The sequence below is a fragment of the Micromonospora sp. IBHARD004 genome (assembly GCF_052814115.1).
The window spans coordinates 5563557-5589968 of the sequence record NZ_CP199934.1 but is presented as its reverse complement, the minus strand read 5'-3'; the positions used below and the strand labels follow the sequence as shown (position 1 = coordinate 5589968).

The 26412-nt window shown below is 72.7% G+C and carries 29 protein-coding genes and 1 pseudogene; 13 read left to right on the top strand and 17 right to left on the bottom strand.

Translation table 11 applies throughout. The annotated features are described in order from the left end of the window. Nucleotides 1–43: 43 nt before the first annotated feature. Complete coding sequence (locus ACTWO6_RS27250; protein ID WP_446216603.1) at nt 44–1456, top strand: MFS transporter; 1413 nt, start codon at nt 44–46, stop codon at nt 1454–1456. 139 nt (nt 1457–1595) lie between these two features. Here the strand turns inward: ACTWO6_RS27250 and ACTWO6_RS27245 are convergent, their stop codons facing one another. The 5 genes from ACTWO6_RS27245 to ACTWO6_RS27225 form a co-directional block, all read right to left on the bottom strand. Continuing rightward, nucleotides 1596–3251, bottom strand: coding sequence for a glycoside hydrolase family 13 protein (locus ACTWO6_RS27245; protein ID WP_446220784.1), 1656 nt, complete (start codon nt 3249–3251; stop codon nt 1596–1598). An 81-nt stretch (nt 3252–3332) separates the two neighbouring features. Continuing rightward, nucleotides 3333–4406, bottom strand: a complete 1074-nt coding sequence (locus ACTWO6_RS27240; protein WP_446216602.1) for a LacI family DNA-binding transcriptional regulator — start codon at nt 4404–4406, stop codon at nt 3333–3335. 61 nt (nt 4407–4467) lie between these two features. Continuing rightward, nucleotides 4468–5430, bottom strand: a complete 963-nt coding sequence (locus tag ACTWO6_RS27235; RefSeq protein WP_446216601.1) for a carbohydrate ABC transporter permease — start codon at nt 5428–5430, stop codon at nt 4468–4470. A gap of 1 nt (nt 5431) precedes the next feature. Next, entirely contained in the window at nt 5432–6481 is a 1050-nt protein-coding gene (locus ACTWO6_RS27230; protein ID WP_446216600.1) for a carbohydrate ABC transporter permease, read from the bottom strand. Between the two features lie 72 nt (nt 6482–6553). Beyond that, nucleotides 6554–7897 carry an ABC transporter substrate-binding protein gene (locus ACTWO6_RS27225; protein ID WP_446216599.1) on the bottom strand — a complete coding sequence of 448 codons (1344 nt, stop codon included), beginning with the start codon at nt 7895–7897 and terminating at the stop codon, nt 6554–6556. A 259-nt stretch (nt 7898–8156) separates the two neighbouring features. Between ACTWO6_RS27225 and ACTWO6_RS27220 the strand changes: the two genes are divergently transcribed. Beyond that, nucleotides 8157–8927, top strand: coding sequence for a peptidoglycan DD-metalloendopeptidase family protein (locus ACTWO6_RS27220; protein WP_446216598.1), 771 nt, complete (start codon nt 8157–8159; stop codon nt 8925–8927). 156 nt (nt 8928–9083) lie between these two features. Here ACTWO6_RS27220 and ACTWO6_RS27215 read toward each other — a convergent pair whose 3' ends face one another. The 4 genes and pseudogenes from ACTWO6_RS27215 to ACTWO6_RS27200 form a co-directional block, all read right to left on the bottom strand. After that, nucleotides 9084–9227, bottom strand: a complete 144-nt coding sequence (locus ACTWO6_RS27215; protein ID WP_165440126.1) for a GPGG-motif small membrane protein — start codon at nt 9225–9227, stop codon at nt 9084–9086. Beyond that, a pseudogene (locus ACTWO6_RS27210) lies at nt 9218–9996 on the bottom strand (metallophosphoesterase family protein). The gene ACTWO6_RS27215 and the pseudogene ACTWO6_RS27210 overlap by 10 nt, the downstream one beginning before the upstream one ends. 10 nt (nt 9997–10006) lie before the next feature. Then, the gene (locus ACTWO6_RS27205) at nt 10007–10216 is read right to left on the bottom strand and encodes a hypothetical protein (RefSeq protein WP_446220783.1); all 210 of its coding nucleotides are present in this window, start codon (nt 10214–10216) and stop codon (nt 10007–10009) included. 62 nt (nt 10217–10278) lie between these two features. Further along, nucleotides 10279–10863 (bottom strand): nucleotidyltransferase, encoded by a 585-nt coding sequence (locus tag ACTWO6_RS27200; RefSeq protein ID WP_130339398.1) that lies wholly within the window; start codon nt 10861–10863, stop codon nt 10279–10281. Nucleotides 10864–11018: 155 nt separating this feature from the next. Here ACTWO6_RS27200 and ACTWO6_RS27195 point away from each other — a divergent pair, with 155 nt between their 5' ends. Beyond that, nucleotides 11019–11741, top strand: coding sequence for a dTMP kinase (locus tag ACTWO6_RS27195; protein WP_446216597.1), 723 nt, complete (start codon nt 11019–11021; stop codon nt 11739–11741). Here ACTWO6_RS27195 and ACTWO6_RS27190 read toward each other — a convergent pair. Beyond that, complete coding sequence (locus tag ACTWO6_RS27190; RefSeq protein ID WP_446216596.1) at nt 11726–12415, bottom strand: SDR family NAD(P)-dependent oxidoreductase; 690 nt, start codon at nt 12413–12415, stop codon at nt 11726–11728. The two genes, ACTWO6_RS27195 and ACTWO6_RS27190, sit on opposite strands and share 16 nt — an antisense overlap. 338 nt (nt 12416–12753) lie before the next feature. Here ACTWO6_RS27190 and ACTWO6_RS27185 point away from each other — a divergent pair, with 338 nt between their 5' ends. From ACTWO6_RS27185 to ACTWO6_RS27175, 3 genes are all read left to right on the top strand, one after another. After that, nucleotides 12754–13668 carry a MurR/RpiR family transcriptional regulator gene (locus tag ACTWO6_RS27185; RefSeq protein ID WP_446216595.1) on the top strand — a complete coding sequence of 305 codons (915 nt, stop codon included), beginning with the start codon at nt 12754–12756 and terminating at the stop codon, nt 13666–13668. Then, on the top strand, nt 13665–14612 hold the full coding sequence (murQ, locus tag ACTWO6_RS27180) for an N-acetylmuramic acid 6-phosphate etherase (RefSeq protein WP_446216593.1): 948 nt from the start codon (nt 13665–13667) through the stop codon (nt 14610–14612). The genes ACTWO6_RS27185 and murQ overlap by 4 nt, the downstream gene beginning before the upstream one ends. Nucleotides 14613–15072: 460 nt before the next feature. Further along, entirely contained in the window at nt 15073–16062 is a 990-nt protein-coding gene (locus ACTWO6_RS27175) for a sigma-70 family RNA polymerase sigma factor (RefSeq protein ID WP_446216592.1), read from the top strand. Nucleotides 16063–16133: 71 nt separating this feature from the next. Here ACTWO6_RS27175 and ACTWO6_RS27170 read toward each other — a convergent pair whose 3' ends face one another. Then, nucleotides 16134–17102: an NlpC/P60 family protein gene (locus tag ACTWO6_RS27170; protein WP_446216591.1), complete on the bottom strand. Its 969-nt coding sequence runs from the start codon at nt 17100–17102 to the stop codon at nt 16134–16136. Nucleotides 17103–17604: 502 nt separating this feature from the next. Here ACTWO6_RS27170 and ACTWO6_RS27165 point away from each other — a divergent pair. Beyond that, nucleotides 17605–18132, top strand: a complete 528-nt coding sequence (locus tag ACTWO6_RS27165) for a DUF6232 family protein (protein ID WP_446216590.1) — start codon at nt 17605–17607, stop codon at nt 18130–18132. A 55-nt stretch (nt 18133–18187) separates the two neighbouring features. On the opposite strand, the gene ACTWO6_RS27160 is transcribed toward ACTWO6_RS27165, so the two are convergent. Both ACTWO6_RS27160 and ACTWO6_RS27155 read right to left on the bottom strand, forming a co-directional pair. Then, nucleotides 18188–18514 carry a DUF3817 domain-containing protein gene (locus ACTWO6_RS27160; RefSeq protein ID WP_446216589.1) on the bottom strand — a complete coding sequence of 109 codons (327 nt, stop codon included), beginning with the start codon at nt 18512–18514 and terminating at the stop codon, nt 18188–18190. Nucleotides 18515–18539: 25 nt separating this feature from the next. Then, the gene (locus ACTWO6_RS27155) at nt 18540–18956 is read right to left on the bottom strand and encodes a hypothetical protein (RefSeq protein ID WP_446220782.1); all 417 of its coding nucleotides are present in this window, start codon (nt 18954–18956) and stop codon (nt 18540–18542) included. A gap of 121 nt (nt 18957–19077) precedes the next feature. On the opposite strand from ACTWO6_RS27155, the gene ACTWO6_RS27150 reads away from it, so the two are divergent. The 3 genes from ACTWO6_RS27150 to ACTWO6_RS27140 are packed head-to-tail and all read left to right on the top strand — an operon-like array spanning nt 19078 to nt 20294. Next, nucleotides 19078–19392, top strand: a complete 315-nt coding sequence (locus ACTWO6_RS27150; protein WP_446216588.1) for a DUF6158 family protein — start codon at nt 19078–19080, stop codon at nt 19390–19392. Beyond that, nucleotides 19392–19721 (top strand): hypothetical protein, encoded by a 330-nt coding sequence (locus ACTWO6_RS27145; protein ID WP_446216587.1) that lies wholly within the window; start codon nt 19392–19394, stop codon nt 19719–19721. The genes ACTWO6_RS27150 and ACTWO6_RS27145 overlap by 1 nt, the downstream gene beginning before the upstream one ends. Nucleotides 19722–19751: 30 nt before the next feature. Next, entirely contained in the window at nt 19752–20294 is a 543-nt protein-coding gene (locus ACTWO6_RS27140) for a DUF1360 domain-containing protein (protein ID WP_446216586.1), read from the top strand. 55 nt (nt 20295–20349) lie between these two features. On the opposite strand, the gene ACTWO6_RS27135 is transcribed toward ACTWO6_RS27140, so the two are convergent. The 3 genes from ACTWO6_RS27135 to ACTWO6_RS27125 form a co-directional block, all read right to left on the bottom strand. Then, nucleotides 20350–20559: a hypothetical protein gene (locus ACTWO6_RS27135; RefSeq protein WP_446216585.1), complete on the bottom strand. Its 210-nt coding sequence runs from the start codon at nt 20557–20559 to the stop codon at nt 20350–20352. Nucleotides 20560–20635: 76 nt separating this feature from the next. Next, entirely contained in the window at nt 20636–20869 is a 234-nt protein-coding gene (locus ACTWO6_RS27130) for a hypothetical protein (RefSeq protein ID WP_446220781.1), read from the bottom strand. Nucleotides 20870–21225: 356 nt separating this feature from the next. Further along, a complete protein-coding gene (locus ACTWO6_RS27125) occupies nt 21226–22311 on the bottom strand; it encodes a 3-deoxy-7-phosphoheptulonate synthase (RefSeq protein WP_446216584.1) in 1086 nt (361 codons plus the stop codon). Between the two features lie 298 nt (nt 22312–22609). On the opposite strand from ACTWO6_RS27125, the gene ACTWO6_RS27120 reads away from it, so the two are divergent. Further along, on the top strand, nt 22610–22822 hold the full coding sequence (locus ACTWO6_RS27120; protein ID WP_446216583.1) for a hypothetical protein: 213 nt from the start codon (nt 22610–22612) through the stop codon (nt 22820–22822). Here the strand turns inward: ACTWO6_RS27120 and ACTWO6_RS27115 are convergent. After that, nucleotides 22789–23514, bottom strand: a complete 726-nt coding sequence (locus tag ACTWO6_RS27115; protein ID WP_446216582.1) for a phosphodiesterase — start codon at nt 23512–23514, stop codon at nt 22789–22791. The genes ACTWO6_RS27120 and ACTWO6_RS27115 overlap by 34 nt on opposite strands. Before the next feature lie 81 nt (nt 23515–23595). Here ACTWO6_RS27115 and ACTWO6_RS27110 point away from each other — a divergent pair, with 81 nt between their 5' ends. Next, nucleotides 23596–24888: a M16 family metallopeptidase gene (locus ACTWO6_RS27110; protein WP_446216581.1), complete on the top strand. Its 1293-nt coding sequence runs from the start codon at nt 23596–23598 to the stop codon at nt 24886–24888. Continuing rightward, nucleotides 24885–26231 (top strand): M16 family metallopeptidase, encoded by a 1347-nt coding sequence (locus tag ACTWO6_RS27105; RefSeq protein WP_446216580.1) that lies wholly within the window; start codon nt 24885–24887, stop codon nt 26229–26231. Before ACTWO6_RS27110 ends, ACTWO6_RS27105 begins: the two co-directional genes overlap by 4 nt. Nucleotides 26232–26412: the final 181 nt, after the last annotated feature.

Genomic DNA, 26412 nt, shown 5'->3' with positions numbered 1-26412 from the left:
GGCCGTCACCGGGCCGTGATCTGCTCCTGGTTTGCTGCCGGACATGATCGGCACCAGGATCTCCCGACGCGGGAACGCGGCGCACCGGTTCTACAGCGTCGTGGTCTTCGTGGTCCTCGCCTCGCTGGACAACGTGGCGATCGGCCTGGTCCCGCCGCTGTACGGGCCGATCTCCGGCGCGCTGGGCGTGTCCCAGCGGCTGCTCGGCCTGGTCACCGCGGTGAGCTTCCTGGTCAGCGCGGTGGCCGCGGTCGCCTGGGCGTACGTCGGCGACCGGACCAACCGCAAGCCGCTGCTCATGGTCGGCACGCTGATCTGGGCGGCCGGCACCGGCGGCAGCGCGTTCGCGGAGCACTACCCGACGTTCCTGGCCGCCCAGCTCGTCGCCGCGGTCGGGCTCGGGGCGGTCGGTTCGGTCGGCTTCTCCGTGGTGACCGACCTGATCTCGCCCCGCCGCCGAGGGCTGGTGATGAGCTTCTGGGGCCTGTCCCAGGGCGTCGGCACCCTCGCCGGCACGCTGACCGGCGGCATCCTCGGCGCCACCGACTGGCGACAGCCGTTCCTGGTGCTCACCGTGGTGGGGCTGGCCGCGACGGCCGCCTACCTGTTCACGTACGACATCCGGCGCGGGCAGAGCGAGCCGGAGCTGGCCGAGGCGATCGACGCCGGCGCCGACTACGACTACCGGATCACCCGGTCCGACCTGCCCCGGATCCTCGCCCGGCGGACCAACCGCTGGCTCATCCTGCAGGGGCTCACCGCGCAGGCCGCGTTCGGCTCGCTGGTCTGGCTGCCGGTGCTCTTCTCCCAGCGGGCCGAGGCGCAGGGCTATTCGGCGGCCACCGCCGTCGTGGTGGGCAGTGTCTTCGCCACCCTGTTCCAGCTCGGCGGGGTGCTCTCCATCGTGGGCGGCCTGGTCGGCGACGCGCTGCAACGGCGTACGCCGAGCGGGCGGGCCCTGGTCGCGGCGGTGGGCATCCTCGCGGCCGTGCCGTTCTACCTGGTCCTGTTCTTCGTGCCGATCCGGATCGACGTGCCGGACGGCGCGGGCTCCGGGGCGGTGGTCACCGCCGTCCTGGCCAGCGTGGTCACCGAGCCCACCGTCGGGCTGAGCCTGCTCACCGCCGTGCTGGCGCTGGCGCTCACCTCGGCCAACTCGCCGAACTGGTTCGCACTGATCGCCGACGTCAACCCGCCCGAGCACCGGGGCACCGTCTACAGCCTCGGCAACCTGGTCAACGGGGTCGGTCGGGCGGCCGGCAACGGGCTGGTCGGGGTGGCCTTCGCCGGGCTGCGGGCGGCCTTCCCGCCACCGCTGAACTACGCCGTCGGGCTGGCCGCCTTCCAGCTCTTCTTCATCCCCACCGGCGTCATGTACTGGCTCGCCGCGCGCACCTCACCCGGCGACATCGACTCCGTGCACGACCTCCTGCACGCCCGCGCCGACCGCCTCTGAGCCGCGTCGTCGGCCCTGCGCGTCGGCCCGGGCCCCGCCATCCACGTCGGTTCCCGCCAACGGCGGCGGGCGCCGCGGCCGGGAACGGACCGGCCCGCCGGCGCCGCCCCGGAGCGGCGGCCGGCGGGCCGGGCGGTGGTCAGGCGCGGACCCAGACCGTCACGTCCGTCGGGACCCGGCCGTCGTCGTCGAGCGGGGCGCTGCTCTGCAGCACCTCGCCGGTCGGGGCCGGGACGGCGGCCGGGCCGAAGTTGGTCAGCACGGTCAGGCCGCCGTTGCGGAAGGCGAGCACCTCGTCACCGGTGGAGAGCCACTCCAGCGGCCCCCGGGCCAGCCCGTGCTCGCGGCGCAGCCGCAGCGCGGTGCGGTACAGCTCGTACGTCGAGCCGGGCACCCCGCGCTGCCGGTCCAGGGCGTACTCGGCCCAGCTCGGGGGCTGCGGCAGCCAGCTCGCGTCGGTCGGCCCGAAGCCGTACGACGGAGCGTCGGCCTCCCACGGGATCGGCACCCGGCAGCCGTCCCGGCCGCGCTCGGTGTGCCCGCTGCGCTCCCAGGTCGGGTCCTGCCGGGCCTCGTCGGGGAGCGTGGTGTGCTCCGGCAGCCCCAGCTCCTCGCCCTGGTAGAGGTAGGCGGAGCCGGGCAGGGCGAGCATCAGCAGGGTGGCCGCCCGGGCCCGGCGCAGCCCGAGCGCGGCGTCCGGCTGCGGGTCGCCGATGCCGATGCCGTTCGGCCGGGGCGTGCCCACCGGCAGCCCGAGCCGGGAGGCGTGCCGGACCACGTCGTGGTTGGAGAGCACCCAGGTGGTGGGGGCGCCGACCGCGTCGGTGGCCTCCAGCGAGCGGGTGACCACCGCGTACTGGGCGGGGGCGGTCCAGGCGGCGAGCAGGTACTCGAAGTTGAACGCCTGGTGCATCTCGTCGGGGCGGACGTACCGGGCCAGCCGCTCGGCCGGCTCCACCCAGGCCTCGGCGACCAGGATCCGCTCGCCGTCGTACGAGTCGAGCAGCCGCCGCCATTCCCGGTAGATCTCGTGCACGCCGTCCTGGTCCCACATCGGCGGGCGCGGCTTGTCCGCCTCCTTGCCGGAGAGGATCTCCTGCGGCTCCTGCCAGTTCGCCAGGTCGGCCTGCTTGATCAGGCCGTGGGCCACGTCCACCCGGAAGCCGTCGACGCCCCGGTCCAGCCAGAACCGCAGCACGTCCAGGAACTCGGTGCGGACCTCCGGGCTGTCCCAGTTGAGGTCGGGCTGGCCGGTGTCGAAGAGGTGCAGGTACCACTGCCCGTCGGGGACCCGGGTCCACGCCGGCCCGCCGAAGACGCTTTGCCAGTCGTTCGGCGGCTCGGCGCCGTCGGCTCCCCGGCCGTCGCGGAAGACGTACCGCTGCCGCTCGGGGCTGCCCGGCGCGGCGGCCAGCGCGGCCTGGAACCAGCGGTGCGCGGACGAGGTGTGGTTCGGCACCAGGTCGACGATGACCCGCAGGCCGCGCGCCTTCGCCTCGGCGATCATCTTGTCGGCGTCGGCGAGCCGGCCGAAGAGCGGGTCGACGTCCCGGTAGTCGGCCACGTCGTACCCGGCGTCGGCCTGCGGGGACGGGTAGAACGGCGACAGCCAGACCGCATCGACACCCAGCTCGGCGAGGTGACCGAGGCGGGCGGTGATGCCGGGGAGGTCGCCGATGCCGTCGCCGTCGGAGTCGGCGAAGGAACGCGGGTAGATCTGGTAGATGACGGCCTCGGTCCACCAGCCGGTGGCCGGGACGCCGGCCGTCTCCTGCTGCGTCACGTCGGTGTTCAGAGCCTTCTCCCCTTGTGTCGTGCCGTGCCGTCCGGCGGTCGGACGGTTGCTGCCCGACCGTCCGCAGGACGGCCGAATTCTTCAGTCTGCCCGGGGCGGGGCGGTCGACTCCCGCACGACCAGCCGAGTGGGCAGGATCACCGGCGGTGTCGGCTGGTCGCCGGGGGCGTCCCCGCCGCGCGGCGCCGGCAGGTGCCTGGCGTACGACTCGACGGTGCGGGCGCCCAACGGGTCGAGCAGGATTCGCGCGGCGAGCAGGCCCTGCTCCGCCGCCGGCTGCGCGATCGTGCTCAGCCCGAGCACCTTGGCCAGGTCGTGGTCGTCGATGCCGATCACGCTGACGTCCTGCGGCACCCGGAGCCCGGCGTCCCGCAGCGCGGTCATCGCGCCCATCGCCATCTCGTCGCAGGCCGCGAAGATCGCGGTGGGCGGTTCGCCCCGGGCCAGCAGCTCGGCGGTGGCCCGGTTGCCGCCGTCGATGGTGAACTGCGACTCCACGTCCAGGCTGGGGTCGGGGCGGATCCCGGCCGTCCGCAGTGCCGCCTGGTAGCCCCGCCGCCGGTCCAGGTGGGTGGTGAAGGCCAGCTCGTCGTCCGGGTCGCCGGAGATGTGCGCGATCCGGGTGTGGCCGAGATCGAGCAGGTGCCGGGTGGCGGTCCGCGCGGCGGCCACGTCGTCGATCCGGACGCAGGGCCAGCCGGGCATCACCGTGCCGGAGCTGATGGTGACGCCGGGCAGGTCCAGCGCGGTCAGCGCGGTAACCTCCGGCGGGCGCAATGGCGTGGCGACCAGGATGACCGCGTCCACCCGCTTGTGCAGGCTGGCCGTGCGCAGCACCCGCTGACGGGTCTGCTCCCGGCCGCCGAGGTTGTAGAGCAGCAGGTCGTAGCCGGACTCGTGGACGAACTCCTCGACCGCCTCGACGACCGTGCCGAAGAACCACCGGGTGATCCGGGGGACCACCACCGCCACCGTGCCGGTCTTGCCGCCGGCCAGCCGCGACGCGCTCGGAGAGACCGCGTACTGGAGCTGCTCGGCGGCGGCGAGCACCCGGCGCCGGGTCGCGGCCGACACGGTCGGGAGGCCGCGCAGCGCCCGCGAGACGGTGGCCGTGGAGACCCCGGCCAGGCGGGCGACATCGTCAATCTTGGTCATCGTTGCCCCGCTCCACCCGCGCCCGCCGCCGCCGGGGGACCGGCGGCGGCGGACCTGCGGGTCAGCCCTTGACGCTGCCGGCGAGCAGGCCGCGCACGAAGAAGCGCTGGAGGGACAGGAACACGATCAGCGGTACGACGATCGACACGAAAGCGCCGGCCGTCAGCCGCTGCCACTCGTTGCCCCGGGTGCCGGCCATCTCGGCCAGCTTGACGGTCAGCGGGGCGGTCTCGCTGCGGCCACCCGCGAAGATCAGCGCGACCAGCAGGTCGTTCCAGACCCAGAGGAACTGGAAGATGCCGAAGGCCGCCAGGGCCGGGGTGATCAGCGGCAGGACGATGGTGCGGAAGATCTTCGGGTGGGTGGCCCCGTCGACCCGGGCCGCCTCCATCAGGTCCCTGGGCAGCTGCGCGATGAAGTTGTGCAGCAGGAAGACGGCGAACGGGAGCGCGAAGCAGGTGTGCGCGAACCACACCTGGGCGAACTTCTGCTCGTCAACCAGGTCCCAGGCGGGGAGCACCGTGACGCCGGCGATGGTGACGCCGGTGGAGAAGAACCTCAGCAGCGGCACCAGGGCCATCTGCAGCGGCACGATCTGCAACGCGAAGATCGCGATGTAGAGCCAGTCCCGGCCCTTGAAGTTGATCCAGGCCAGCGCGTACGCGGCCAGCGACGCGAAGGCGAGCGGGAAGAGCACCGACGGGATCGTGATCGCCAGCGAGTTGATGAAGTAGGTGGCGAGCTGCCCCGACGAGGAGGAGCTGCCGAAGAGCACCTGCTGGTAGTTGTCCAGGGTGAACTGCGGGTTGGTGAAGAAGGTCCACCAGCCGGTGGTCTTGATCTGGTCCTCCGGCCGGACCGAGGAGATCAGCAGGCCGAAGGTCGGGATGGTCCAGACCAGTGCGATGACGATCGAGACGAGCGTGGCCATACGGCTGTTCAGCCGCTTGCGGACCCGGCCCGCGACGGTGGTCTTCTCGGTGGCCTGGGTGCCGGCCGGAACGGTGGGCGTGGCGGTGGTCATCTCAGCCCTCCCGCTGCTGACGCAGGTTGCGGATCTGGTAGATCACGATCGGGATGACCAGGACGAAGAGGAAGACCGCCAGGGCCGAGCCTTGCCCGTTCTCCTGGTACCGGAACGCCTGGTTGTACATCTCGTTCGCGATAACGCTGGTGTCGAAGTTGCCGTTGGTGGCGGTCCGGACGATGTCGAAGACCTTGAGCGTGGCGATCGAGAGCGTCACCACCACGACGATCAGCGCTGGCCGGATGCTCGGCATGGTGATCCGCCAGAACATCTGCCAGGGAGTGACCCCGTCGAGACGGGCGGCCTCCACGATGTCGGCCGGGATGGCCTTGATCGCGGCGGAGAGCACCACCATGGCGAAGCCGGCCTGGATCCAGACCATGATCACGATCAACAGGAGCGTGTTGAGCGGCGCCTCCTGCAACCATGACTTCGGCTCGCCGCCGAGGCTAGTCACGAGTTGGTTGAGCAGGCCGATCTGCTGTTCACCGTCGCCACGGTAGGCGTAGACGAACTTCCAGATGATGCTCGCGCCGACGAACGAGATGGCCATCGGCATGAAGATCAGCGACTTGGCCACCGCCTCCAGCCGGGCCCGGTCCACCAGCACGGCGTAGATCAGGCCGAACGACGTGGCCGCCAGCGGCACCAGGATCACCCAGACCAGGGTGTTGATCAGTACCCGGATGATCGAGCCCTCGGAGAACATCCAGCTGTAGTTGTCGAGGCCGACCCAGTTGACGCTGTCGCGGTCCATGAAGGAAAGCAGCGTGGTGCGGATCGCCGGCACCACCAGCCCGACCATGAGCAGCAGCAGTGTCGGCAGCAGGAAGAAGAGCGCGAAGAGCCCCTCCCGCTGCTTGCGCCGACGGGGCGGTGGGGCGCCGCTCGCGGAGGCGGCGATCAGCTGCGCCTCGCGACGGCGGGCGAACCAGGCCGGCACCACGTCGAGGAGCAGGAGCAGGCCGCCCACCACCGCGACGAAAGCGATCAGCCCGTACATCAGCATGAGGAACTTCGGCTGTTCCTCCGCGAAGTCGAACTCCATCGACCCTCCTTCAAGGGTTCGGTCGGGAACGGTGGTCCGGCCCGCCTGCGCGGGCCGGACCACCGTCTCAGATCACTTCGGCCAGCTGCTCTCGATGCCGTTGAGCACCGTCGCGGTGTCCTTGCCGTTCAGCCAGTCGACCATGCCCTTCCAGAACGTCCCCGCGCCGACCGCAGCCGGCATCAGGTCGGAGCCGTCGAAGCGGAAGACCGAGTTCTTGTCCTGCAGGATCTGGACGGAGAGCTTGTCGATCGGGCTGGCCACGTTGGCGATGTCCAGCTTGTTGTTCGCCGTGACCCAGTTGCCGAGCTTCGCGCGGCTGTTGACGTACTCGCCGGAGGCGAGGTAGGTCTGCACCGCCTGCACCTCCGGGCGGTCGGCGAAGCCGACGACGACTTCGCCGCCGCCCAGCACCGGCTTGCCCTTGGCCGGGTCGACGGCCGGGAAGTAGAAGGCGAAGGCGTCACCGTCCTCGGCGACCTTGGTGCCCTGCGGGAACTGGTTGGCGTAGAAGGACGCCTGCCGGTGCATGGCGCACTTGCCGGTCGTGATCGGCACGCCCGCCTCCTGGAAGGAGGTGGTGGTGATGCTCTTGACGCCGCCGAACCCGCCGTTGACGTACTTCTCGTTCTTGAGAATGGTGCCGGCCTTGTCGACCGCCTGGGCGACCTTCGGGTCGTTGAACGGGATGCCGTGGGTCGTCCACTGGTCGTAGACGTCGGGGGTCTGCGTCCGCAGCATCAGGTCTTCGATCCAGTCGGTGGCCGGCCAGCCGGTGGCGTCACCGGACTCGACGCCGACGCACCACGGCTTGGTGCCGCTCGCCGCGATCTTGTCGCTCAGCGCGATGAGCTCGTCCCAGGTGGTCGGGACGGTCCAGCCCTTGTCCTTGAACATCTTCGGCGAGTACCAGACGAAGGACTTGACGTTCGCGCCAAGCGGAACCCCGTAGAGAGTCCCGTTGACGGTCCCGTACTTCAACCAGTCGGCCGGCATGTTCTGCTCGGCCAGGGCCTTGGTGTCGGCCCCGAGGGCCTTCAGCTTGCCGGCATCGGCGAACCGCTTCACCAGGCCCGGCTGGGGCACGAAGGCGATGTCGGGCGCGTTGCCGCCGTCGACCCGGACGCCGAGCTGCGCCTCGAACTCGCCGCTGCCCTCGTAGTCGATCTTGATGCCGGTGCAGTCCTCGAACTGCTTCCACGACCGCTCGAGCAGGTCGGCCTCCGCGTCCCGGATCGAGGCGTAGATCGAGACCTTCTTGCCGTCGTGGCCCTGGTACTTCTCGTATGCGGCGCACTCGGGGGAGCTCGCCTTGCCGCTCTTCTTGTCGTTGCCGGTGCCGCAGGCGGTGGCGCCGAGCGCCAGCCCCAGTACGCCGGCGATCGCGAGAGCCTGGCGCGATCTGGCAAACGCCATGCCGATCTCCTTCCTTGCCGGCGCGTGGGGAACCGAACCCGCGCCGGTCCGATGGTCGTCCCCACATGTAAGCGCTTGCATCATCCCGAGTCCACCCCCAGCCGGACACGGCCCGGTAACAATCCCGAAACCCCCTCACCGGCAGTGGGCGCGCTCCCACGCACCGCGCTTCCCGCGGCGCCGGGCCCCTTCCCATCGATGGAACTTTCTGTCACGCTGAACGGACGAGATCGAAGGATTTCAACATTGGAGGTGCTGGATGCGTAGACGGTGGTTCAGCCTCGCCGCGGCCGCCCTGCTGGCCGCGATCACCCTGGTGCCCGCGGCCCCGGCGCTGGCCGCGCCGACCTTCAAGGTGCCCTTCCCGTGCGGCCAGTCCTGGTCCGGGCAGACCCGTTCCGACCACAGCCCGGCGTACGCGATCGACTTCAACCGCACCGACGACCTCGGCGACCCGGTGGTGGCCAGCGCGCCGGGCACGGTCGACCGGGTGACCGACCTCGGCGGCACCAGCTACGGCAAGTACGTGCGGATCGACCACGGCGGCGGATACACCACGTACTACGCCCACCTCAACGGCTTCAACGTCTCCGTCGGCCAGAGCGTCGGCTACGGCAAGGTGATCGGCTGGGTGGGCAGCACCGGCGGCTCCACCGGCCCGCACCTGCACTACGAGCAGCGGCTCAACGGCAACGACATCCAGGCCCGGTTCAACGGCGCGCTCGCGCTCTACTGGGGCACCAAGACCTACACCAGCGACAACAACTGCTCCACCACCGGCTCCGGCACGGTGAACACGGCCGGCGGCGACCTGACCGTCCGCTCCGGCCCGGGCACCGGCTACACCGCGGTCGGCTCGATCGCCGACGGCACCAGGGTGACCATCTACTGCCAGACCAGCGGGACCAGCGTCACCGGCACGTACGGCACCAGCTCGATCTGGGACCGGATCGGCTCCGGCCGGTACATCGCCGACGCGTACGTCTACACCGGGTACGACGGCTACATCCCGAACGTCCCCCGCTGCTGACGGCGGGCGCGGCCAGGCCCTCCGCGCCCGACCGGCACACGTCGCCCCGCCGGAACGCGCGACGCCGGGGTCGTCGTGCCCGGATGCTCCTGTCTGGGAGGACGGAGATCCGGACCCGACGACCCCGGCGGGTCAGGGTTGGTGCGGAACCGGCGTCTAACTGAAGATGCTGACGCCACCCGGGCCGACCAGAAGACCGACCACGATGAGGACGATGCCCCACAGGATCTGCCGGCGGAACAGCGCGAGGATGCCGGCGACCACGAGTACGACTGCGATAATCCAGAGAATCAGCTCCATGGCCGCTGAATACCCGGCCATCCGAGCCCGGAAACCTGGGTCACCCGACCAGATGATCTCCCAGGTGGAAGATGCTGTACGCCTGTTTGATCACGGGGTGGGCGACGTTGCGGACCCGTACCCCGCCCGGGGTGGTGCCCCGCTCGGTGCCGTGGTGGGCGTGCCCGTGCAGGGCCAGCGCGGTCGGCGCCGAGTCGATCGCCTGCCCCAGTTGGTAGCAGCCGAGGAACGGGTAGATCTCCAGCGGCTCGCCGGCGAGGGTGTCCGGCACGGGGGAGTAGTGGGTGAGCGCGACCAGCAGGTCGCACTCCAGCCCGCGCAGCGCCTCGCCGAGCGCGTCCGCGCTCTCGTTGGTGGTCCGGACGAAGGACTTCATCTCCGGCTCGCCGAAGTCGCTGGCGCACCGCCCGGCGAAGCCCCCGCCGAAGCCCTTCACCCCGGCCACGCCGAGCCGCCCGCCGGCGCACTCCAGCACCATCCCGGTCCCCTCCAGCACGGTGATTCCGACATCCTCCAGCACCTTGACCACCTGCGGCACCTGGTCGCACTGGTGGTCGTGGTTGCCGAGCACGGTGATCACCGGCACCCCGAGATTGCCGAACTCCTGCGCCACGCAGCGCGCCTCGGACTCGGTCCCGTGCCGGGTCAGGTCACCGGCGAGCATCAGCACGTCGGCGCAGTCGGGCAACTCCTCCAGGGCCGGCCGGAACCGACCGACCACGTCCTGGTCCACGTGGACATCGCCGACGGCGGCGATCCGGATCACGATCCCACCTCCCTCACGGCAGCTCCTCGGCCTGGCTGGGCGCCTGCGCCCGGATCACCCCGATGTCGCTGGTGACCGGCACGTCGGGGAAGCGCTCGGTCACCCGGCGCAGGATCTCCTCCCGCCGGTGCGGGCTCTCCACCTCGCCGTAGAGCACCAGGCCCCGCTCGCGGCGGACCACGGTGATCCCCTGCTCGGCGACGGCCGGGTCCTCGGCCAGCATCCGGTGGATCTCCGCCTCGACGTACTCGTCGGGCGGTGCGGCGCCGCCGCCGTGCTGCTCGGTCACGGTGTCTCCCTTCCTTCGGGTGTGCCGCCCTGCGGCAGCACGTCCAGCCGGTCGAGCAGCACCAGGAACGCCTCTGCGTACGGCGAGTGCTGCGTGTCCTTCCGTACCCGTTCCCAGTCGATCTGTTCGCGCAGTGAGCGGGCCAGCGGCAGGGCGCGGGCGAAGTCGCAGTAGTGCTGGGAGAAGCTGAGCAGCTTGTGCACCATGAGCTGGGTCGCCGAGAGCACCGGCATGTGGATCGCGTCGACCGGGCGCACGATGGTGTCGGCGAACGTCTCCTCGGTCACCGGGGTCTCGATCGGCCGGTGGATCAGGTCCACCATCCGCCCCTCGTCGTAGACCTTGACCAGCCAGTCCTCGGGCGGGCGCTCGGCGGTGAAGCCGGCCGCGACCAGTGCCTCCAGCGCCCGGTCCACGTCCTGCTCGCGGAGCAGGAAGTCGACGTCGTGGTCGCTGGAGTGGCCGCCGTGGGCGTACACGGCGAAGCTGCCGCCCAGGGCGAACGGGATCTCGGACTGCTTGAGCACGGCGGCGACCTTCTTCAGCGTGTGGACCAGGGTCTCGTCCCCGCGCTCGGCCATCTGGGTCTCCCGTCGTCGTCACATGGCGGTGGGAATGAAGTTGCGTACCCGGCAATCGGGTCGGCCACACCTGGCGGTGGCACGTGTGGCGTCGACGGGCACAGAAAGGGGCAAATCGCCGGGTGGGCGAGCGCGGGTCGGATAGCGTGGGGAAGGTGGTGAGATCAGTGCGGGCGTGGCGCGGCGGGCCCCGACTGCGTACCGTCGCCCTGATCGGCATCGATGGCTCGGGCAAGACCACCCAGGCGCACCGGCTCGCCGAGGCGCTCAGCGCGGCCGGTCACCCGGCCACCTACCATCGCAACGCCGGCGGCCGGCGGTGGCTCGGCCGGCTCGCCCACCGGCTCGGGCGCCCGGACGCCCAGCGGCTCGTCGGGCGCGACGGCCTGCTCGCGGCCGAGTCCGCGCTCCGCTGGCTCGCCATCGCCCTCGCCCTGTTGAGCTGCCTGGTCACCGGCCGGACCGCGGTGATGGACCGCTACTCCGCCTGCCAGTACGCGAGCATCCGGGCGCACGGCGGTCAGCGGTGGGAACGGCTGGCCCGGGCCGGCTACCGGCTCTTCCCGGCCCCGCGGGTGACCTTCCTGCTCACCGTGGACCCGGCCGAGGCGTACCGGCGGATCGAGCGGCGCGGCACGGACCACGAGAGCATGCGCTGGCTCACCGCCGCCGCGACCGCGTACCGGACGCTGCCCGAGTATCCGAGCTTCGTGGTGGTGGACGCGGGCGGCTCACCGGACGAGGTCTCCCGCCGGATCCGGGCCCACCTCACCGAGTGGCTGCCGGCGGGCCCGTCGGCCGACACGGCGCCGACCGCCGGCCCACCCGCGGGCGGTGCGGAGCCGGCCGGTCCGGTGGCGGCTCAGGCCCGGCCGTAGGCCGGGATGCTGGCGCCGCTGGTCGGTGCCGACTCGTCGGAGGCCAGGAAGCGGATCACCGCGGCGATCTCCGCGGGGGAGACCCAGCGCCGGTGGTCGGCGTCCGGCTGGGCGGCGCGGTTCGCCGGGGTGTCGATCACGCTGGGCAGCACCGTGTTGCACCGGACCCCGCGCGGCCGGTACTCGACCGCCACCGCGTTGGCGAAGGCGAGCACGGCGGCCTTGGCGGTGGCGTAGCCCGCCGCGCCGGGGAAGGGCGCCACCGCGGCCCGGGCCGAGACGCAGACCACCGCGCCGCCGCCGGCCGCGACCAGGTACGGCAACGCCGCCTGGGTGACCAGGTACGTCGGGCGGAGGTTGATCCGGAGCATCCGGTCGAACTCCTCGACCGGGGTCTCGTGCACCAGCCCGCCGCTGGCGTACCCGCCGACGAGGTTGACCACCGCGCGCAGCGGCGCGCCGGGGTCGGCCGTGGCCAGCTCGACGGCCCGGGCGGCCCCGGCGGGTTCGAGCAGGTCCGCGGTGACCCGGACCGGTCCGGACCCGGCCGGCTCCGCCGCCGCGCCCTCCCGCTCGGGTACGACCACCCGCCAGCCGGCCCGGAGGAAGGCGGCGGTGACCGCCCCGCCCAGCCCGCCCGTGCCTCCGGTGACCAGCACACTGCGCTCCGCCATGGGCCCACGCTAGCTGCCGGCGGCGCCCGGCCGGGGCCCAGGGCGGGTGGCTTGGAACGGTCCGCGCCCACCGCCGGCGGATCGCCTCCTCGCCGACCTGCGCCGGGTCGCCGTGGCGCCCCGCCGACCGGCGGGCCGGGCTGGCCGTCCGGTCGGCCGGACGGGGACGACGGCCGATCGGCGGACCGGCCGGCACGGCCGAGTCGGCCTTACCGGATGAGGCGGCCGGGCTGGGGGAATGGCACCCTTGCCGCGGGGGCCCGGCGCGGAGGGCGGTACTTTTCCGGATACGGGCGGTGATGGTTGACGCTCACGCTTCATGAAAGTAAGTTTCATCCGTGGCGAAGAGTCCGAAGATTTCTGCGAGTCACGAACCAGGTGGACTGATCGTCCACATCAGTGGCCTGCTCCCGTCGCTGTCCCCGGCCGAACAGCGGGTCGCCCGGCTGGTCGTCGCCGACCCGGCGGACGCCGCCCGGCGCACCATCACCGACCTCGCCACCGCCGCCGCGACCTCCGAGGCGACCGTCATCCGGTTCTGCCGGTCGGTCGGCATGGACGGCTACCCCCAGCTGCGGATCCGGCTCGCCGCCGAGGCGGCCCGCCGGATCGAGCCGCCGGACGCCCGGGTGGTCGGCGGCGACATCCCGCCCGGCGCCGACCTCGCGCAGATCATCGCGACCATCGCGTTCAACGACGCGCGGGCCGTCGAGGAGACCGCCGAGCAGCTCGACCCGGCCATCTGCGAGCAGGTCGTCGAGGCGATCGGCGGGGCCGGCCGGATCGACGTGTACGGCGCCGGCGCCAGCGGCTTCGTCGCCTCCGACTTCCAGCAGAAGCTGCACCGCATCGGCCGGACCGCCTTCTACTTCCCGGACGTGCACACCGCGCTCACCTCGGCGGCCCTGCTCGGCCGGGGCGACGTCGCCGTCGGTATCTCGCACACCGGCACCACCTCCGACGTGATCGAGGTGCTGGAGCAGGCGCGGGCGCGCGGCGCCACCACGGTGGCCCTGACGAACTTCCCCCGGTCGCCGATCACCGAGGTGGCCGACTTCGTGCTCACCACCGCGGCCCGGGAGACCACCTACCGCTCCGGCGCGATGGCCAGCCGGCTGGCCCAGCTCACCGTCGTCGACTGCCTCTTCGTGGGGGTGGCGGCGCGCAACCGGGCCAGGGCCAAGAAGGCCCTGGAGGCGACCGCCGAGGCGGTCCAGTCGCACCGGGTGGGCTCGCCGCGGAGGCGCGGATGACCGCCGGGCGGGTGGATCGGGACGAGTTGGCCGCGGTCCGTCCGGTGGTGCGCGTCGGCGCGCCGACCGAGCGGCGCAACCCGCACAGCGTCGACCTGGACCTGATGTCGACCCGGGACGTGCTCACCGTCATCAACGACGCGGACCGGCGGGTCCCGGCCGCGGTGGCCGCCGTCCTCGACGAGATCGCGGAGACCGTCGACCTGGCGGTCGCGGCGCTGCGGGGCGGGCACCGGGTGCACTACTTCGGCGCCGGCACCTCCGGGCGGCTGGGCGTGCTGGACGCGGCCGAGCTGGCGCCCACCTTCAACTCGCCGCGGCACTGGTTCTGCTCCCACCTGGCCGGCGGCCCCGAGGCGATGTGGCGTGCCGTCGAGGACGCCGAGGACGACGAGCGGGCCGGCGCGGCCGAGGCCGCCGAGTGCGTGCGCCCCGGCGACCTGGTGGTCGGACTGGCCGCCAGCGGGCGCACCCCGTACGTCCTCGGGGCGCTCGCCACGTCCCGGGCCCAGGGGGCCGCGACCGTGCTGCTCTGCGCCAATCCGGAGGCCGAGGCCGCCTCGTCGGTGGACGTCTTCATCGGCGTGGACACCGGACCGGAGGTCGTCACCGGGTCGACCCGGATGAAGGCGGGCACCGCGCAGAAGTTGGTGCTCAACACGTTCTCCACCGCCGTGATGGTGCGACTCGGCCGGGTCTACTCCAACCTGATGATCGACATGGTGGCCACCAACGCCAAGCTGCGCGGCCGGATGATCTCGATCCTGATGGAGGCCACCGGCTGCGCCGAGGAGGTCTGCCGGCAGGCGCTGAACGAGGCCGACGGCGACCTGAAGACCGCCCTCGTCTCCCTCGTCTCCGGCGCCGAGGTCTCCGCCGCCCGGGCCGCCCTGGCCCGCTCCGCCGACCAGGTGCGCGACGCGCTGGACCTGCTCGCCTCCTGACCCGGCGCCGCGCCGTCCCCCGGCGCACCGCCCCGGCCCGCCCCGGTGCGACACGCGTCACGCCGCGCACGGGACGTCTTTCGCGCTGCGGATTGTTCATCGAGGGGTGGGGTAATCCTCACCCGTGGCTGAACCGACCGGTCCACCGACGCGTATCTGGCAGTGACCAGGATCGCATTGAGGCGGTGACGCGGGTCGCTGTGTTCATGGAATTTGCAATGGTGCGATTCCGTGGGGGCACGACGATTCCGCTGATCCGTCGCTTCGTTCCCGGGGCGGCGGGCGAGCCGACCTACCGGGGTCCTGACAGCAAACATGGACCGGGCTCTCAGCTACTACTCAGGCATTCGTGACAACTTCGACTCACGACATGGAATCCCCGACACGTCTCATCTGTTGTGTAGGTGTCAGCACCGGTGGGCACAGCGGAAGTTACGGGGAGGGGCTGATGGACGTGGGGATGGCAAGGAACCGGGCAACCGGCGCGAGCGAGGGGACCGTGGGCACCGTGGACAAGAACATCGGCATGCGAACCGACGAGGTTGCCGAGGAGCGCGACCTGGTCGGCGTCTACCTGCACGAGATCTCCCGTACGCCGCTGCTGGACGCCGCCAAGGAGGTCGACCTCTCCAAGGCGATCGAGGCCGGCCTCTACGCCGAGCACCTGCTCGGGGAGGACCGCGTACCGGACGGCGTCGACCGGGAGGACCTGGAGCGGCTGGTCGTCGAGGGCGAGCGGGCGAAGGACCTCTTCATCCGCGCGAACCTGCGACTGGTCGTGTCGATCGCCCGACGCTACGTGCGGTCCGGGATGCCCATGCTGGACCTGATCCAGGAGGGCAACACCGGTCTGGTCCGGGCGGTCGAGAAGTTCGACTACGAGCGGGGCTACAAGTTCTCCACCTACGCCACCTGGTGGATCCGCCAGGCGATCAGCCGGGCGATCGCCCAGCAGGAGCGCACGGTGCGGCTGCCCGTGCACCTGGTGGAGGACGTCAACCGGATGCGCAACGTGGCCCGTCAGCTCACCCGTGAGCTGGGCGGCGACCCGGAGCCGGAGCAGATCGCGGCGTCCCTCGGGGTCACCGTCGAGCGGGTCAACGAGCTGGTCCGCTGGTCGCAGGACACCGTCTCGCTGGACACCCCGGTGGGCGACGACGGCGACACCAACCTCGGCGACCTGGTCGCCGACAGCGACGCCCCGTCGCCGGAGGACATCGTCCTCACCGGCCTGGAGCGGCAGCGGATCGAGGGCCTGCTCAACCACCTCGACGACCGCTCGGCCGGCATCATGCGGGCCCGCTACGGCCTGGAGGACGGCCGGGAGCACTCGCTGACCGAGGTGGCGTCGCGCTTCTCGCTCTCCCGGGAGCGGATCCGCCAGCTGGAGATCCAGGCCCTCGGCCGGCTCCGTGAGCTGGCCCGGGCCGAGGGGCTGCAGGCGGCCTGAGCTGGTAGTAATTGAGCAGACGAACGGCCGGCGTCCGATAGGGGGACGCCGGCCGTTCGCCGTCTCCAGGGTCAACGCACCCGGCCGTACCCGGCGATGGTCATCATGTCCATGTCCCGCTTGAGGACGTTGCGGCCCGCGCTCGGCGCGTCGATCACCTGACCGCTGCCGACGTAGAGCGCCACGTGCCCCAGACCGGAGTAGAAGACCAGGTCGCCTGGTTGCAGCGAGCCGCGGCTGATCCGCGAGGTGGCGTCCCATTGCATCGCCGCGCTGTGCGGCAACGACTTGCCGGCCGCCCGCCACGAGGCCAGCGTCAGGCCGGAGCAGTCGTACCCGTCGGGGCCGTCGGCCCCCCAGACGTACGGCTTGCCGATCGCCCCGTACGCGTACCGCACGGCCACCCCGGCCGAGCCGGAGATCGCCGGCGCGCTCCCGGCGGAGGTCGACCTGGTAGGCGCCTCGGTGGCCCGCCCGTACGCCTGCCGGCGCAGCTCGTAGAGGCGGGTGAGGTCGGCCTGGATCTTCTTCTTGCCCGCGGTGAGCTGCTTTGCCTGGGCGGCCTCCCGGGCCAGGGTGGCGTCCAGCCGGGTCTTCTCGGCGATCAGCTTGCGCTGGTTGGCGGTGAAGCCGGCGATGGTCGCCTGACGCTGCCGGGTCAGCTGGTCCAGGGTGCCCAGCCGGTCCGGCAGCGAGCTGACCGTGCCCCGGTCCAGCAGGGCCTGCGCCGTCCGCAACCCACCGGTCTTGTACGCGACGACCGCGATCTGGCCGACGTCGGCGCGGCTCCGCTCGGCCTGTGCCTGCAACGGGCCGATCTTGGCCTGCAGAGCGGCCGCGGTGGCCTTGTTGGCCTTGATCTCCTCGTTGAGCTTGTTGTAGGACTCGACGATCCGCTCCAGCTCAGTCGAGGACTTCTCGATCTGCTTCGTCAGCTCGGCGGGGGTGGGCTCGGCCCGAGCCACCGACGCCGGGGCGATCAGCGCGGCCGAGAGGCCGGCGACCGCCAGCGAACGCAGCAGGATCCGTAAGGACGACAAGAGCGGAAAGCTCCTCTCCCGCGGTCGCCGGGGCGGCTTTCCCTCCCGGCGACACCGGCCCGGGGCCATCCGGGTGGATGGCGGTCGACCGGTCCGGCTCGGACAACCTAACCCGGGACGGGAGTCACCCGCAGTTGAAGCAGGGGCGAATGTTGGCAAAGTGACCGGAAGTGCCGCTGGGGCGGATTACGCTTCGTGACCGCTTTGCCGGCCGGCCGTCGCGGCCCCGTCCCGGTCCGCGCGCTCCGGGCGGTTCGCGTGATTCGTCGTTCTGGGCGAATGTCGCCAGACATCGTTCCGCAAAATCCCGATAAAGACCGAAATGGATTTGGTTTGTCGGCATAGCCGGCCGCCGCAGCCGTCCGCGGGCGCCGAAAACCGCCGGTCCGGCTGGCGCGACCGCAACACAATGAAGCGCGGAGCCGGGAATCCCGTCGGACGGCATCGGCGCCAGCTCACCGGCGGCGCAGACAGCCCGGCGCGCGAGCCCTGGGAGGACGCCGTGCAGACCGATGGCTCCGCCACCCACCCGCCCCGCTCGCCGAAGGCGACCGGCGCGGCCGCGACCCTGCTCTACGCGCGACCCGGCATCGTCGTCACCGGTGAGCGCTTCACCGTCGGCCGGAACAGCTGGCCGGTCGCCGAACTGACCCAGCTCCGGACCGGTCGCGGCCCGCACGACCGGCTCGCCGTCCGCGCCGTGGTCGTCACCGCCGCCATGATCGGCGGCGTCGGGGTGCTGCTCGGCTTCACCGGCGGACTGCAGCGGCTCACCGCCGGGGCGTACCTGACGTTGGGGACGGTCGGCCTGCTGCCCCTGGCGCTGGTGCTGCTCGGCGACCGCTGGCGGCCGCCCGCGCACGAGCTGTGGGGCCGGTACCGCGGCACCGAGGTGCTCCTCTTCAGCAGCGACGACGAGCGGCAGTTCGGTCAGGTCACCCGCGCGCTGCAGCGGGCCCGCGAGGGCGCCCGCCACGGCGGGTGGGGGGAGCCGCTCGCCGCCGCCGACCCGTGGCGGCCGAACCGCTGACCGCCACGCGCCAACCGCTGACCGCCGGGCCGGCCGCCGACCCCCGGCCCGGTGGTCAGCCGGCGACCGGCTCCGGCGTCCGGGGCCGCTCGGCGGTCAGCCAGTGGCTGACCCGGCGCTCCGCGTAGAACGACACGAACGGCACCGTGCCGGCGAGCATCACCAGCAGCATCCGCTTCAGCGGCCAGTCGACCCGGCGGGACAGGTCGAAGGTGGCGGCCAGGTAGAGCATGTACAGCCAGCCGTGCGCGGTGCCCACCACCGCCACCACGCTCGGGTTGTCGAAGCCGTACTTCAGCGGCATGCCGACCAGGACCAGCACCACCAGCGCCACGCCCACGATCCAGGCGATCACGCGGTACCGGGTAAGGGCTCCGCCCACCGTCGTCCGTCCTTCCGCACCGGCCTCAGCCGGGATAGTCACCGGGCTTCGCGCCCGGGTTGGCGTTCAACCATGACAGGTAGCGGTTGTACTCGGCGAGGTCGCCGTCCTGGACCCCGTCGCCGGGCACCGGCACCCGGCTCACCCGCACCGGCCGGCGTACCCCCGCGGTGGCGGCGGCGGGCTCGGAGCCGGCGGTCGCCGACGGCGCCGGGGTCGGCCGCTCGGTACGCGTGCCGCGCAGCGTGTGTCGCACCTCACGCCACCAGACGAAGACCACGAAGCCGGCGAAGACCGGCCACTCGATCGCGTACCCGAAGCTGAGCGTGTTGCCGGAGGCGGCCCGGGTGACCTGCCACCAGCCGAGGCCGAGAAAGCCCACGACCAGCACGACCATGGCCACGTGGCGGGCGATCCACGCCGGTGTCCAGAGCCGCTTCATGCCCTCGAGCGTACCGGGGCCACCCGCCATCTCCGACGCGGTGTCGTAGTCGGTGGGGTTTGGTGGCACCCGGGCTGGGCATCCGTCTAGACGCCAGCCCGAACGAGACGAGGGGGCGACGATGACCGAATCAGTACGCCGGACCGGTGACGCCAGCCCGGAGCAGCGGATGCCGGAGTGGGACGGCGACCACGTCAGGGACGCCGCCAGCGTCGACGTCGACGGCGAGCTGCTCGGGGTGGACCCCTCCGAGCTCGGCGACGAGGACCTGATCCGGGAGATGCAGAGCCTGCACCGCACCCGGCTGGACACCCTGCGACACGCGGCCGACTCCGCGCTCGCCAACCACCTGCGCCGCACCGCGGAGCTGGAGACCGAGTACCTCGCCCGGCACCCGGGCCGCGAGGTCGACCCGAGCCGGCTGCGGGACCTCTGATGGCGGCCCACGCCGAGCGCGGCATGTCCGCGCCGCCCGAGGTGGTCTTCAACACGGCAACCGACCCGGACCGCGCGGCGGCCTGGCTGCCCGAGCCGCTGCGCCAGGACGGCGAGCGCCGCCCGGAGGTGGTCAGCGCCGCGCAGCTGCGGGCCCGGTGGTGCAGCGACTCCGCGCCCGGATGGTCGGCCGAGATCCAGGTCGAAGCGGCCGACGCCGGCGGCGCCCGGGTCCGGCTGGACCTGGCCGGCGGGGACACCGACGGGCTGGCCGACGAGACCCTGGCCAACCTCGCCCGCGAGGTGGCCGACAACCTGACCGCCGGCTGAGCCGGGCGATTGACGAACCGAGGAGACCGGGTGACCACCAGTGGCCTGAAGCAGAAGGTGGCGCGGCTGCGCCGGGCGTACGCGCCGGACGAGCACCGGCCACTGGGCGGGTACCTGGTGGCGATGGGCACCTACGCCACCGTCACTGCGGCCCTGGCCGGCGTGGTCCGGGCGACCGGGCGGCCGGTGCCGGAGCAACCCGCCCCGGCCGACGTGGTGCTGCTCTCGATCGCCACCCACAAGCTCAGCCGGCTGCTCTCCAAGGACGCGGTCACCAGCCCGCTGCGCGCCCCGTTCACCCGCTACGACCACCCGATCGGCAGCGGCGAGGTGATGGAGCAGGTCCGCGACCGGGGCAGCCCCACCCGGCACGCCATCGGCGAGCTGCTGAGCTGCCCGTTCTGCCTGGCGGTGTGGGTGGCCACCGGGCTCACCGGCGGTCTGGTCCTGGCCCCCCGGCTCACCCGGCTGGTGGCCACCGCGCTCACCGCCGTGGCCGCCTCCGACTTCCTCCAGATGGGGTACGCGGTTGCCCAGCAGGCGGCCGACGGCGGGCACCACGACGAGAAGTGACCCGGGTACGACGAAGGGGCCGGCGTCCGCGCCGGCCCCTTCCGCTCGTCCGGGATCAGGTGGGGGTCGTCCCGTGGTCCTCGCCGGCCCAACCGCGTGACGCCTCCGGCTCGCGCTCGCCCTCGTCCTCGGCGGTGATGATCTCGTCATCCACCGCGGTCTCCTGGTGCTCACGGGAGAAGTCGGGATTCGCGTTCGGATCCGGGCCCTTCGGCGGTTGGCCGAGCGCCTCGATGTGCTCGTGCCCCTCGTCGCGGTCGGTCATCGCACTGTCCTCTCCGTCGTCCGGGCCCTCGGCGTGGCACGGTCCGCCGCCGTACCGATCCGTCGCCGGCCGGTTCTCACGCCACGGTCCCACCGAGCAGGTCGGCCGCCTCGTCCACCGCGTACTCGCCCTGGGGGAGGGCGGCGATCCGGGAGAGCAGCTCTGCCGGAAGCTCCGCGGCGACGGCCCGGCGGTAGATGACCGCCTGACTGATCCGCTCCTGACCGTGGAAGATGTCGTCGAGCAGGTCGTCGAGCTGCCGGGTGTCCGGCTCGTCCGTCACGGGTGCGTCGTCGGTCACGCCGATCAGCTACCCGGGCCCGAATCGGTCAAACCTCCCCGGTCGTGGCGCGGGCCGGGGTGACGGCGGACACACGCCGACCCGGAACACCGGGGCCGGTCGGGCCGTTGTGCAGAGCGTCGGTGTGTCCAGTGTCCCCGGGCCTCACCCAAATTGCCTTCGCGGAATACCGTTCGGCTGGAGCCGCGTCGTGCCACTCGCCGAGAGGCGACCTGCACACCGACACCCAGCGCCGCCCCGGCCCCCGGCCGGGGCGGCGCTGTCTCTACCTCCCCACGCCACCCCCGCGCGTCCCCTCGCGCTGATCATGAAGTTGTTGCCGCGACACGCCGTGCCGATCGGCAACAACTTCATGATCAACCTGGTCAGGCGGGGGTGGGGAGGGTGGCGCGGCGGGTGCGGGCGGCGGCGGCCAGGTCCGTCAGGACCTGGGCGGTGGTGTCCCAGCCGAGGCAGGCGTCGGTGACGGACTTGCCGTACTCCAGCTCGCGGGTGGGGTCGAGGTCCTGCCGGCCGGGCTGGAGGAAGCTCTCCAGCATGATGCCGACGATGCCGCGCTGCCCGGCGGCGAGCTGGGCCGCCACGTCCGCCGCCACCTTCGGCTGGTTGCGGTGGTCCTTGCCGCTGTTGGCGTGGCTGGCGTCGATCACCACCCGCTCCGGCAGCCCGGCCGCGCGCAGCAGGTCCAGCGCCCCGGCCACCGACTCGGCGTCGTAGTTCGGGCGCCCGCCGCCACCGCGCAGCACCAGGTGGCCGTCGGCGTTGCCCCGGGTGTGCATGATCGCCGGAGTGCCGGAGAAGTCGATGCCGGGGAAGACGTGCGGCACGCCGGCCGCCCGGATCGCGTCCACCGCCGTCGAGATGCTGCCGTCGGGGCGGTTCTTCATGCCGATCGGCATGGACAGGCCGGAGGCGAGCTGCCGGTGCACCTGGCTCTCCACCGTCCGCGCGCCGATCGCGCCCCAGGCGACGGTGTCGGCGATGTACTGCGGGGTGATCGGGTCGAGGAACTCGCAGCCCACCGGGAGGCCGAGGCGCAGCACGTCGAGCAGGAGCGCGCGGGCGGTTCGCAGGCCGGTGTTGACATCACCGGAGCCGTCCAGCCCCGGGTCGTTGATCAGGCCCTTCCAGCCCACCGTCGAGCGCGGCTTTTCGAAGTAGACCCGCATCACCACCAGCAGGTCGTCCGAGAGCCGGTCGGCCACCTCGCGCAGCCGGCCCGCGTACTCCAGGGCGGCGGCCGGGTCGTGCACCGAGCACGGGCCGACCACCACCAGCAGGCGGTCGTCGGCGCGGTCCAGCGCACTGCCCACCGCGCGCCGGCCGGCCAGCACGGCCTCGGCGAGCGTCGCGTCCAGCGGCAGGTGGTGGTGGAGCAGGGCCGGGGTGGTCAGCGGCACGACACGGTCGATCCGCTGGTCGATGACCCGATGGGCGTCCGGGGTCGTCACGGTGGGGTTCCTTCCGCCGACCGTGCCCCGGGGCCGGCGCCCGAGGTCGAGCCGGCTGCTCGTACACAAAAGGGCAGGGAAGCGATCCCTGCCCAGCCGGCTCGAAGAGGAGTGACGTCAGATCATGGTGAAGTCACCGGCTCCTCCAGCCGGCTGCCTAAACCATCGATACGACCGTGTCACGTCCGCCAGCGTACCCGACGGGACGGGCGGGGCTCACCAGCTCGTCCCCTGGCGGGATCACCTACGAGGTGCGCGGCCCGTTCCGCTGAGCCCGACGCGGGGTAAGTGGGTCGGCATGAGTCACGAGCAGAACGACCAGGACCGGGTCGAGTCCCGATCCCACCTGCTGCCCGAGGAGGCGGCGGTGGGCAGCGGCGACCCGGAGGCCCAGGCTGACGCCATCCTCACCGAATCGGACATCCGGGAGGACCGGAACGTCGCCCAGGACACCACCCTGGAGCACCGCACCTCCGATCAGACGGTGACGCCGAACGAACCGCCGGACTGAGCGGACGCGCCGCGGGCCCGGCGGGAACCCCGGTAGGTCCGGTCGCGCAGTCGCGCGATCGGGCCCACCGACCGCAGCCCCGGCGGCACGTTGCCGATCGGGTCGAAGGCCAGCGCGGCGTCCTCCCGGGCGCCCCGCTGGCCGGCCAGGCAGACCTGCCCGAACGGCCGCCACGGGCCGACCGCCGACGCCACCGCCAGGACCAGTCGCGGCGTGTCCGCCCGGGCCGCCGCCGCGGATACCGCGGCGAGGCCGCGGCCCAGGTCGGGTGAGTCCGGGTCGGCCAACGCGGCGAGGAAGAGCCGCCGCCGGCCCGCCCGGAAGGGCATTATCGAGCTGTACGTCCCGGTGAAGCGCCGCCGGGGCAGCGGCAGGTGCCGCAGCACCGGGGCCGCCCCGCTCGACGAGACCAGCAGATCCACCGGCGGCTCCGGATCCCGGTGCAGCCGCACCCCCAGCCCCAGCACGTCCGGCCAGCTCCCCGGCGTCGGCACCCCCTTCGACAGGCGCACCGTCGCCGGGTAACGGCCGGGCAGGTCCAGCAGCGGAACACCCGTCGGTGGCCCCGACGTACCCCAGATGATCGCCTCGGCGGAGAAGGTCCGCCCGGCGGGATGCAGCAGCCGGGCGTGCCGCCAGCGGGCCAGGGCGGCGGCTGCGCGTTCGGCGGCGGAGGGCGGGAGGGTGGGCATGTCCGGCGAGTACCCCGGCGCGGACCGTCGATGCGCTCCGCTCGTCACCTTTCCGCCCACGAGATCGGATAGCGTCGGGGCATGCCCGACAGCGGTTACCCCTGGCCCATCGAGACGACCCGACTGGACAACGGCCTGCGCGTGGTGGTGAGCGAGGACCGCACCGCTCCCGCCGTCGCCGTGAACCTCTGGTACGACGTGGGCTCGCGGCACGAGCCGGAGGGGCAGACGGGCTTCGCCCACCTCTTCGAGCACCTGATGTTCGAGGGCTCGGCGAACGTGGCGAAGACCGAGCACATGAAGTTCATCCAGGGCGCCGGCGGCTCGCTCAACGCCACCACCAACCCGGACCGGACCAACTACTTCGAGACCGTCCCGGCCGAGCACCTGGAGCTGGCGCTCTGGCTGGAGGCCGACCGGATGGGTGGCCTGGTGCCGGCGCTGACCCAGGAGACGCTGGACAACCAGCGCGAGGTGGTCAAGAACGAGCGGCGCCAGCGCTACGAGAACGTCCCGTACGGCGACTCCTGGCTGCGGCTGCTGCCGCTGCTCTACCCGCCCCGCCATCCGTACCACCACGCCACGATCGGCTCGATGGCCGACCTGAACGCCGCCGACCTGGACACCTTCCAGGCCTTCCACACCACGTACTACGCGCCGAACAACGCGGTGCTCACGGTGGTCGGGGACGCCGACGCCGCCGAGGTCTTCGCGCTGGCCGACAAGTACTTCGGCGCGATCCCGCTCCGCGTCGACATCCCGTCCGCGCCGGACGGGCGTACCGTGCCGGCGACCGGACGCCCGGCGGCGGAGACGGTCACCACCGACGTGCCCGCGCCGCGGGTCTACCTCGCGCACCGCACCCACCCGTTCGGCATCCCCGGGTACGACGTGACCACCGTGCTCGCCACCGTCCTGGGCAGCGGCCGGGGCAGCCGGCTCTACCAGCGCCTCGCCGACGGCGAGCGGATCGCCCAACCGGACCTGATCGGCGCGTACGGGGTGGACCTGGCGCACGGGCCCGCCCCGCTCATCGCCACCGCGACCGCCCGCCCCGGCGTCACCGCCGAGCGGTTGGCCGCCGGGCTGGCCGAGGTCGTCGACGAGCTGGCCACGGTGCCGGTGACCGCGGCCGAGCTGGACCGGGCCAAGTCGCTGCTGAGCACCATGTGGTGGCGGCAGATGTCCACCGTGGACGGCCGGGCCGACACCCTCGGCCGGTACGCCACCCAGTTCGGCGACCCGGCGAAGGCCGGCGAGCGGCTGCCGGCCTGGCTCGCGGTCACCGCGGAGCAGATCGCCGAACAGGCCGCCGAGCTGCTCGGCGCCGCCGACCGGGTGACCCTGATCTACCTGCCCGAGGAGACCTCATGACGCTGATCGCCGAACGTCCCGGTCCGGGCGCCGCCCGTCCGTACCGGTTCCCGCAGGTGGTGCGCCGGGCCGCCGCCGGCGGGCAGGTCGTCGCCGCGCACCTGCCCGGGCAGAACCTCGCCGTCGCGCTGCTGCTGCTCGACGCGGGCGCCGGGCGGGAGCCGGTCGGCAAGGACGGCCTCGGCGGGGTGCTCGCCAAGGCCCTGGAGGAGGGGACCGCGCAGCGGGACGCCACCGCGTACGCGCTGGCGATCGAGGCGCTCGGCACCGAGCTGGTGACCGGGCTGGACTGGGACTCCTTCCAGGTGAGCGTGCAGGTGCCGGTGGAGCGGCTGAGCGCCGCCGTGGAGCTGCTCGCCGAGGCCGTCCGGACGCCCCGGCTCGACCCGGCCGACGTGCGGCGGGTCCGCGACGACGAGGCGACCGCGCTGCGGATGGACTGGGCCAATCCGGGACCGCGGGCGGACGCCGCGCTCCGCGCCGACCTCTTCGGCGCCGAAAACCGGTGGGGCCGGCCGATGTACGGCGACCCGGACACGGTGGCCGGGCTCGACGTGGACGACGTGACGGTCTTCCACTCCGAGTGGTTCATCCGCCCCGGGACGCTGATCGTCGCCGGTGACCTGGAGCGGATCGACCTGGACGCGCTCGCCGCGACGGCGTTCGCCGGCGCCGGCGGCGGGCCGGTGGAGAAGGGCGGCCCGATCGAGGTGCCGGTGCACGACCGCCGGCGGATCATCCTGGTGGACCGGCCCGGGTCGGTGCAGTCGACGCTGCGCCTCGGCCACCCGTCCCCGCACCGCGCCCACCCCGATTACGTGCCGATGACGCTCGCCGGCACGGTGCTCGGCGGGGCGTTCACCTCCCGGCTCAACCATCTGATCCGCGAGGTGCGCGGCTACACGTACGGCATCCGGGGCGACTTCGCCTCGTCCCGCCGGTTCGGCCGGTTCGCGGTCAGCTCCGGGGTGCAGACCGCGGTGACCGCGCCGGCGCTGGTCGAGGCGGTCGGCGAGATCACCCGTACCCAGCTGACCGGGGTGACCGAGGACGAGCTGGTGGTGGCCCGCTCCTGGCGGGCCGGGCAGCTCTCGGTGGAGCTGCAGAGCCCCCGGGCGATCGCCGCCGCGCTGACCACGCTGGTGGTGCACGACCTGCCGGACGACTACCACGCCCGGCTGCGCGAGTCGCTGCTCGCCGCCGACGTCGATCAGGTCTCCGCGGCGGCCGCGACGCATCTGCACCCGCACGCGCTCACCCTGGTCGTCGAGGGGGACTCGGCGGTGATCCGGGACGAACTCGTGGCCGCCGGCCTCGGCGAGGTCGTCGACCACGCCGGCTGACCGCGCGGTGTGACATCGGTCGCGGCGCCGCCGAGCGGGGCGTCCGGGGGCCGGCTGCGAATGCTTCGGCGGGGCGACCCGGAGGCGCGGGATCTTCCGGGCCACCGGGCCGTCCGACGGCGTCGTTCCGGGCCGCGGGGCCGGCCCGGTCGCCGTCGCCGCCGGTGAGCCGGCCGGTCGC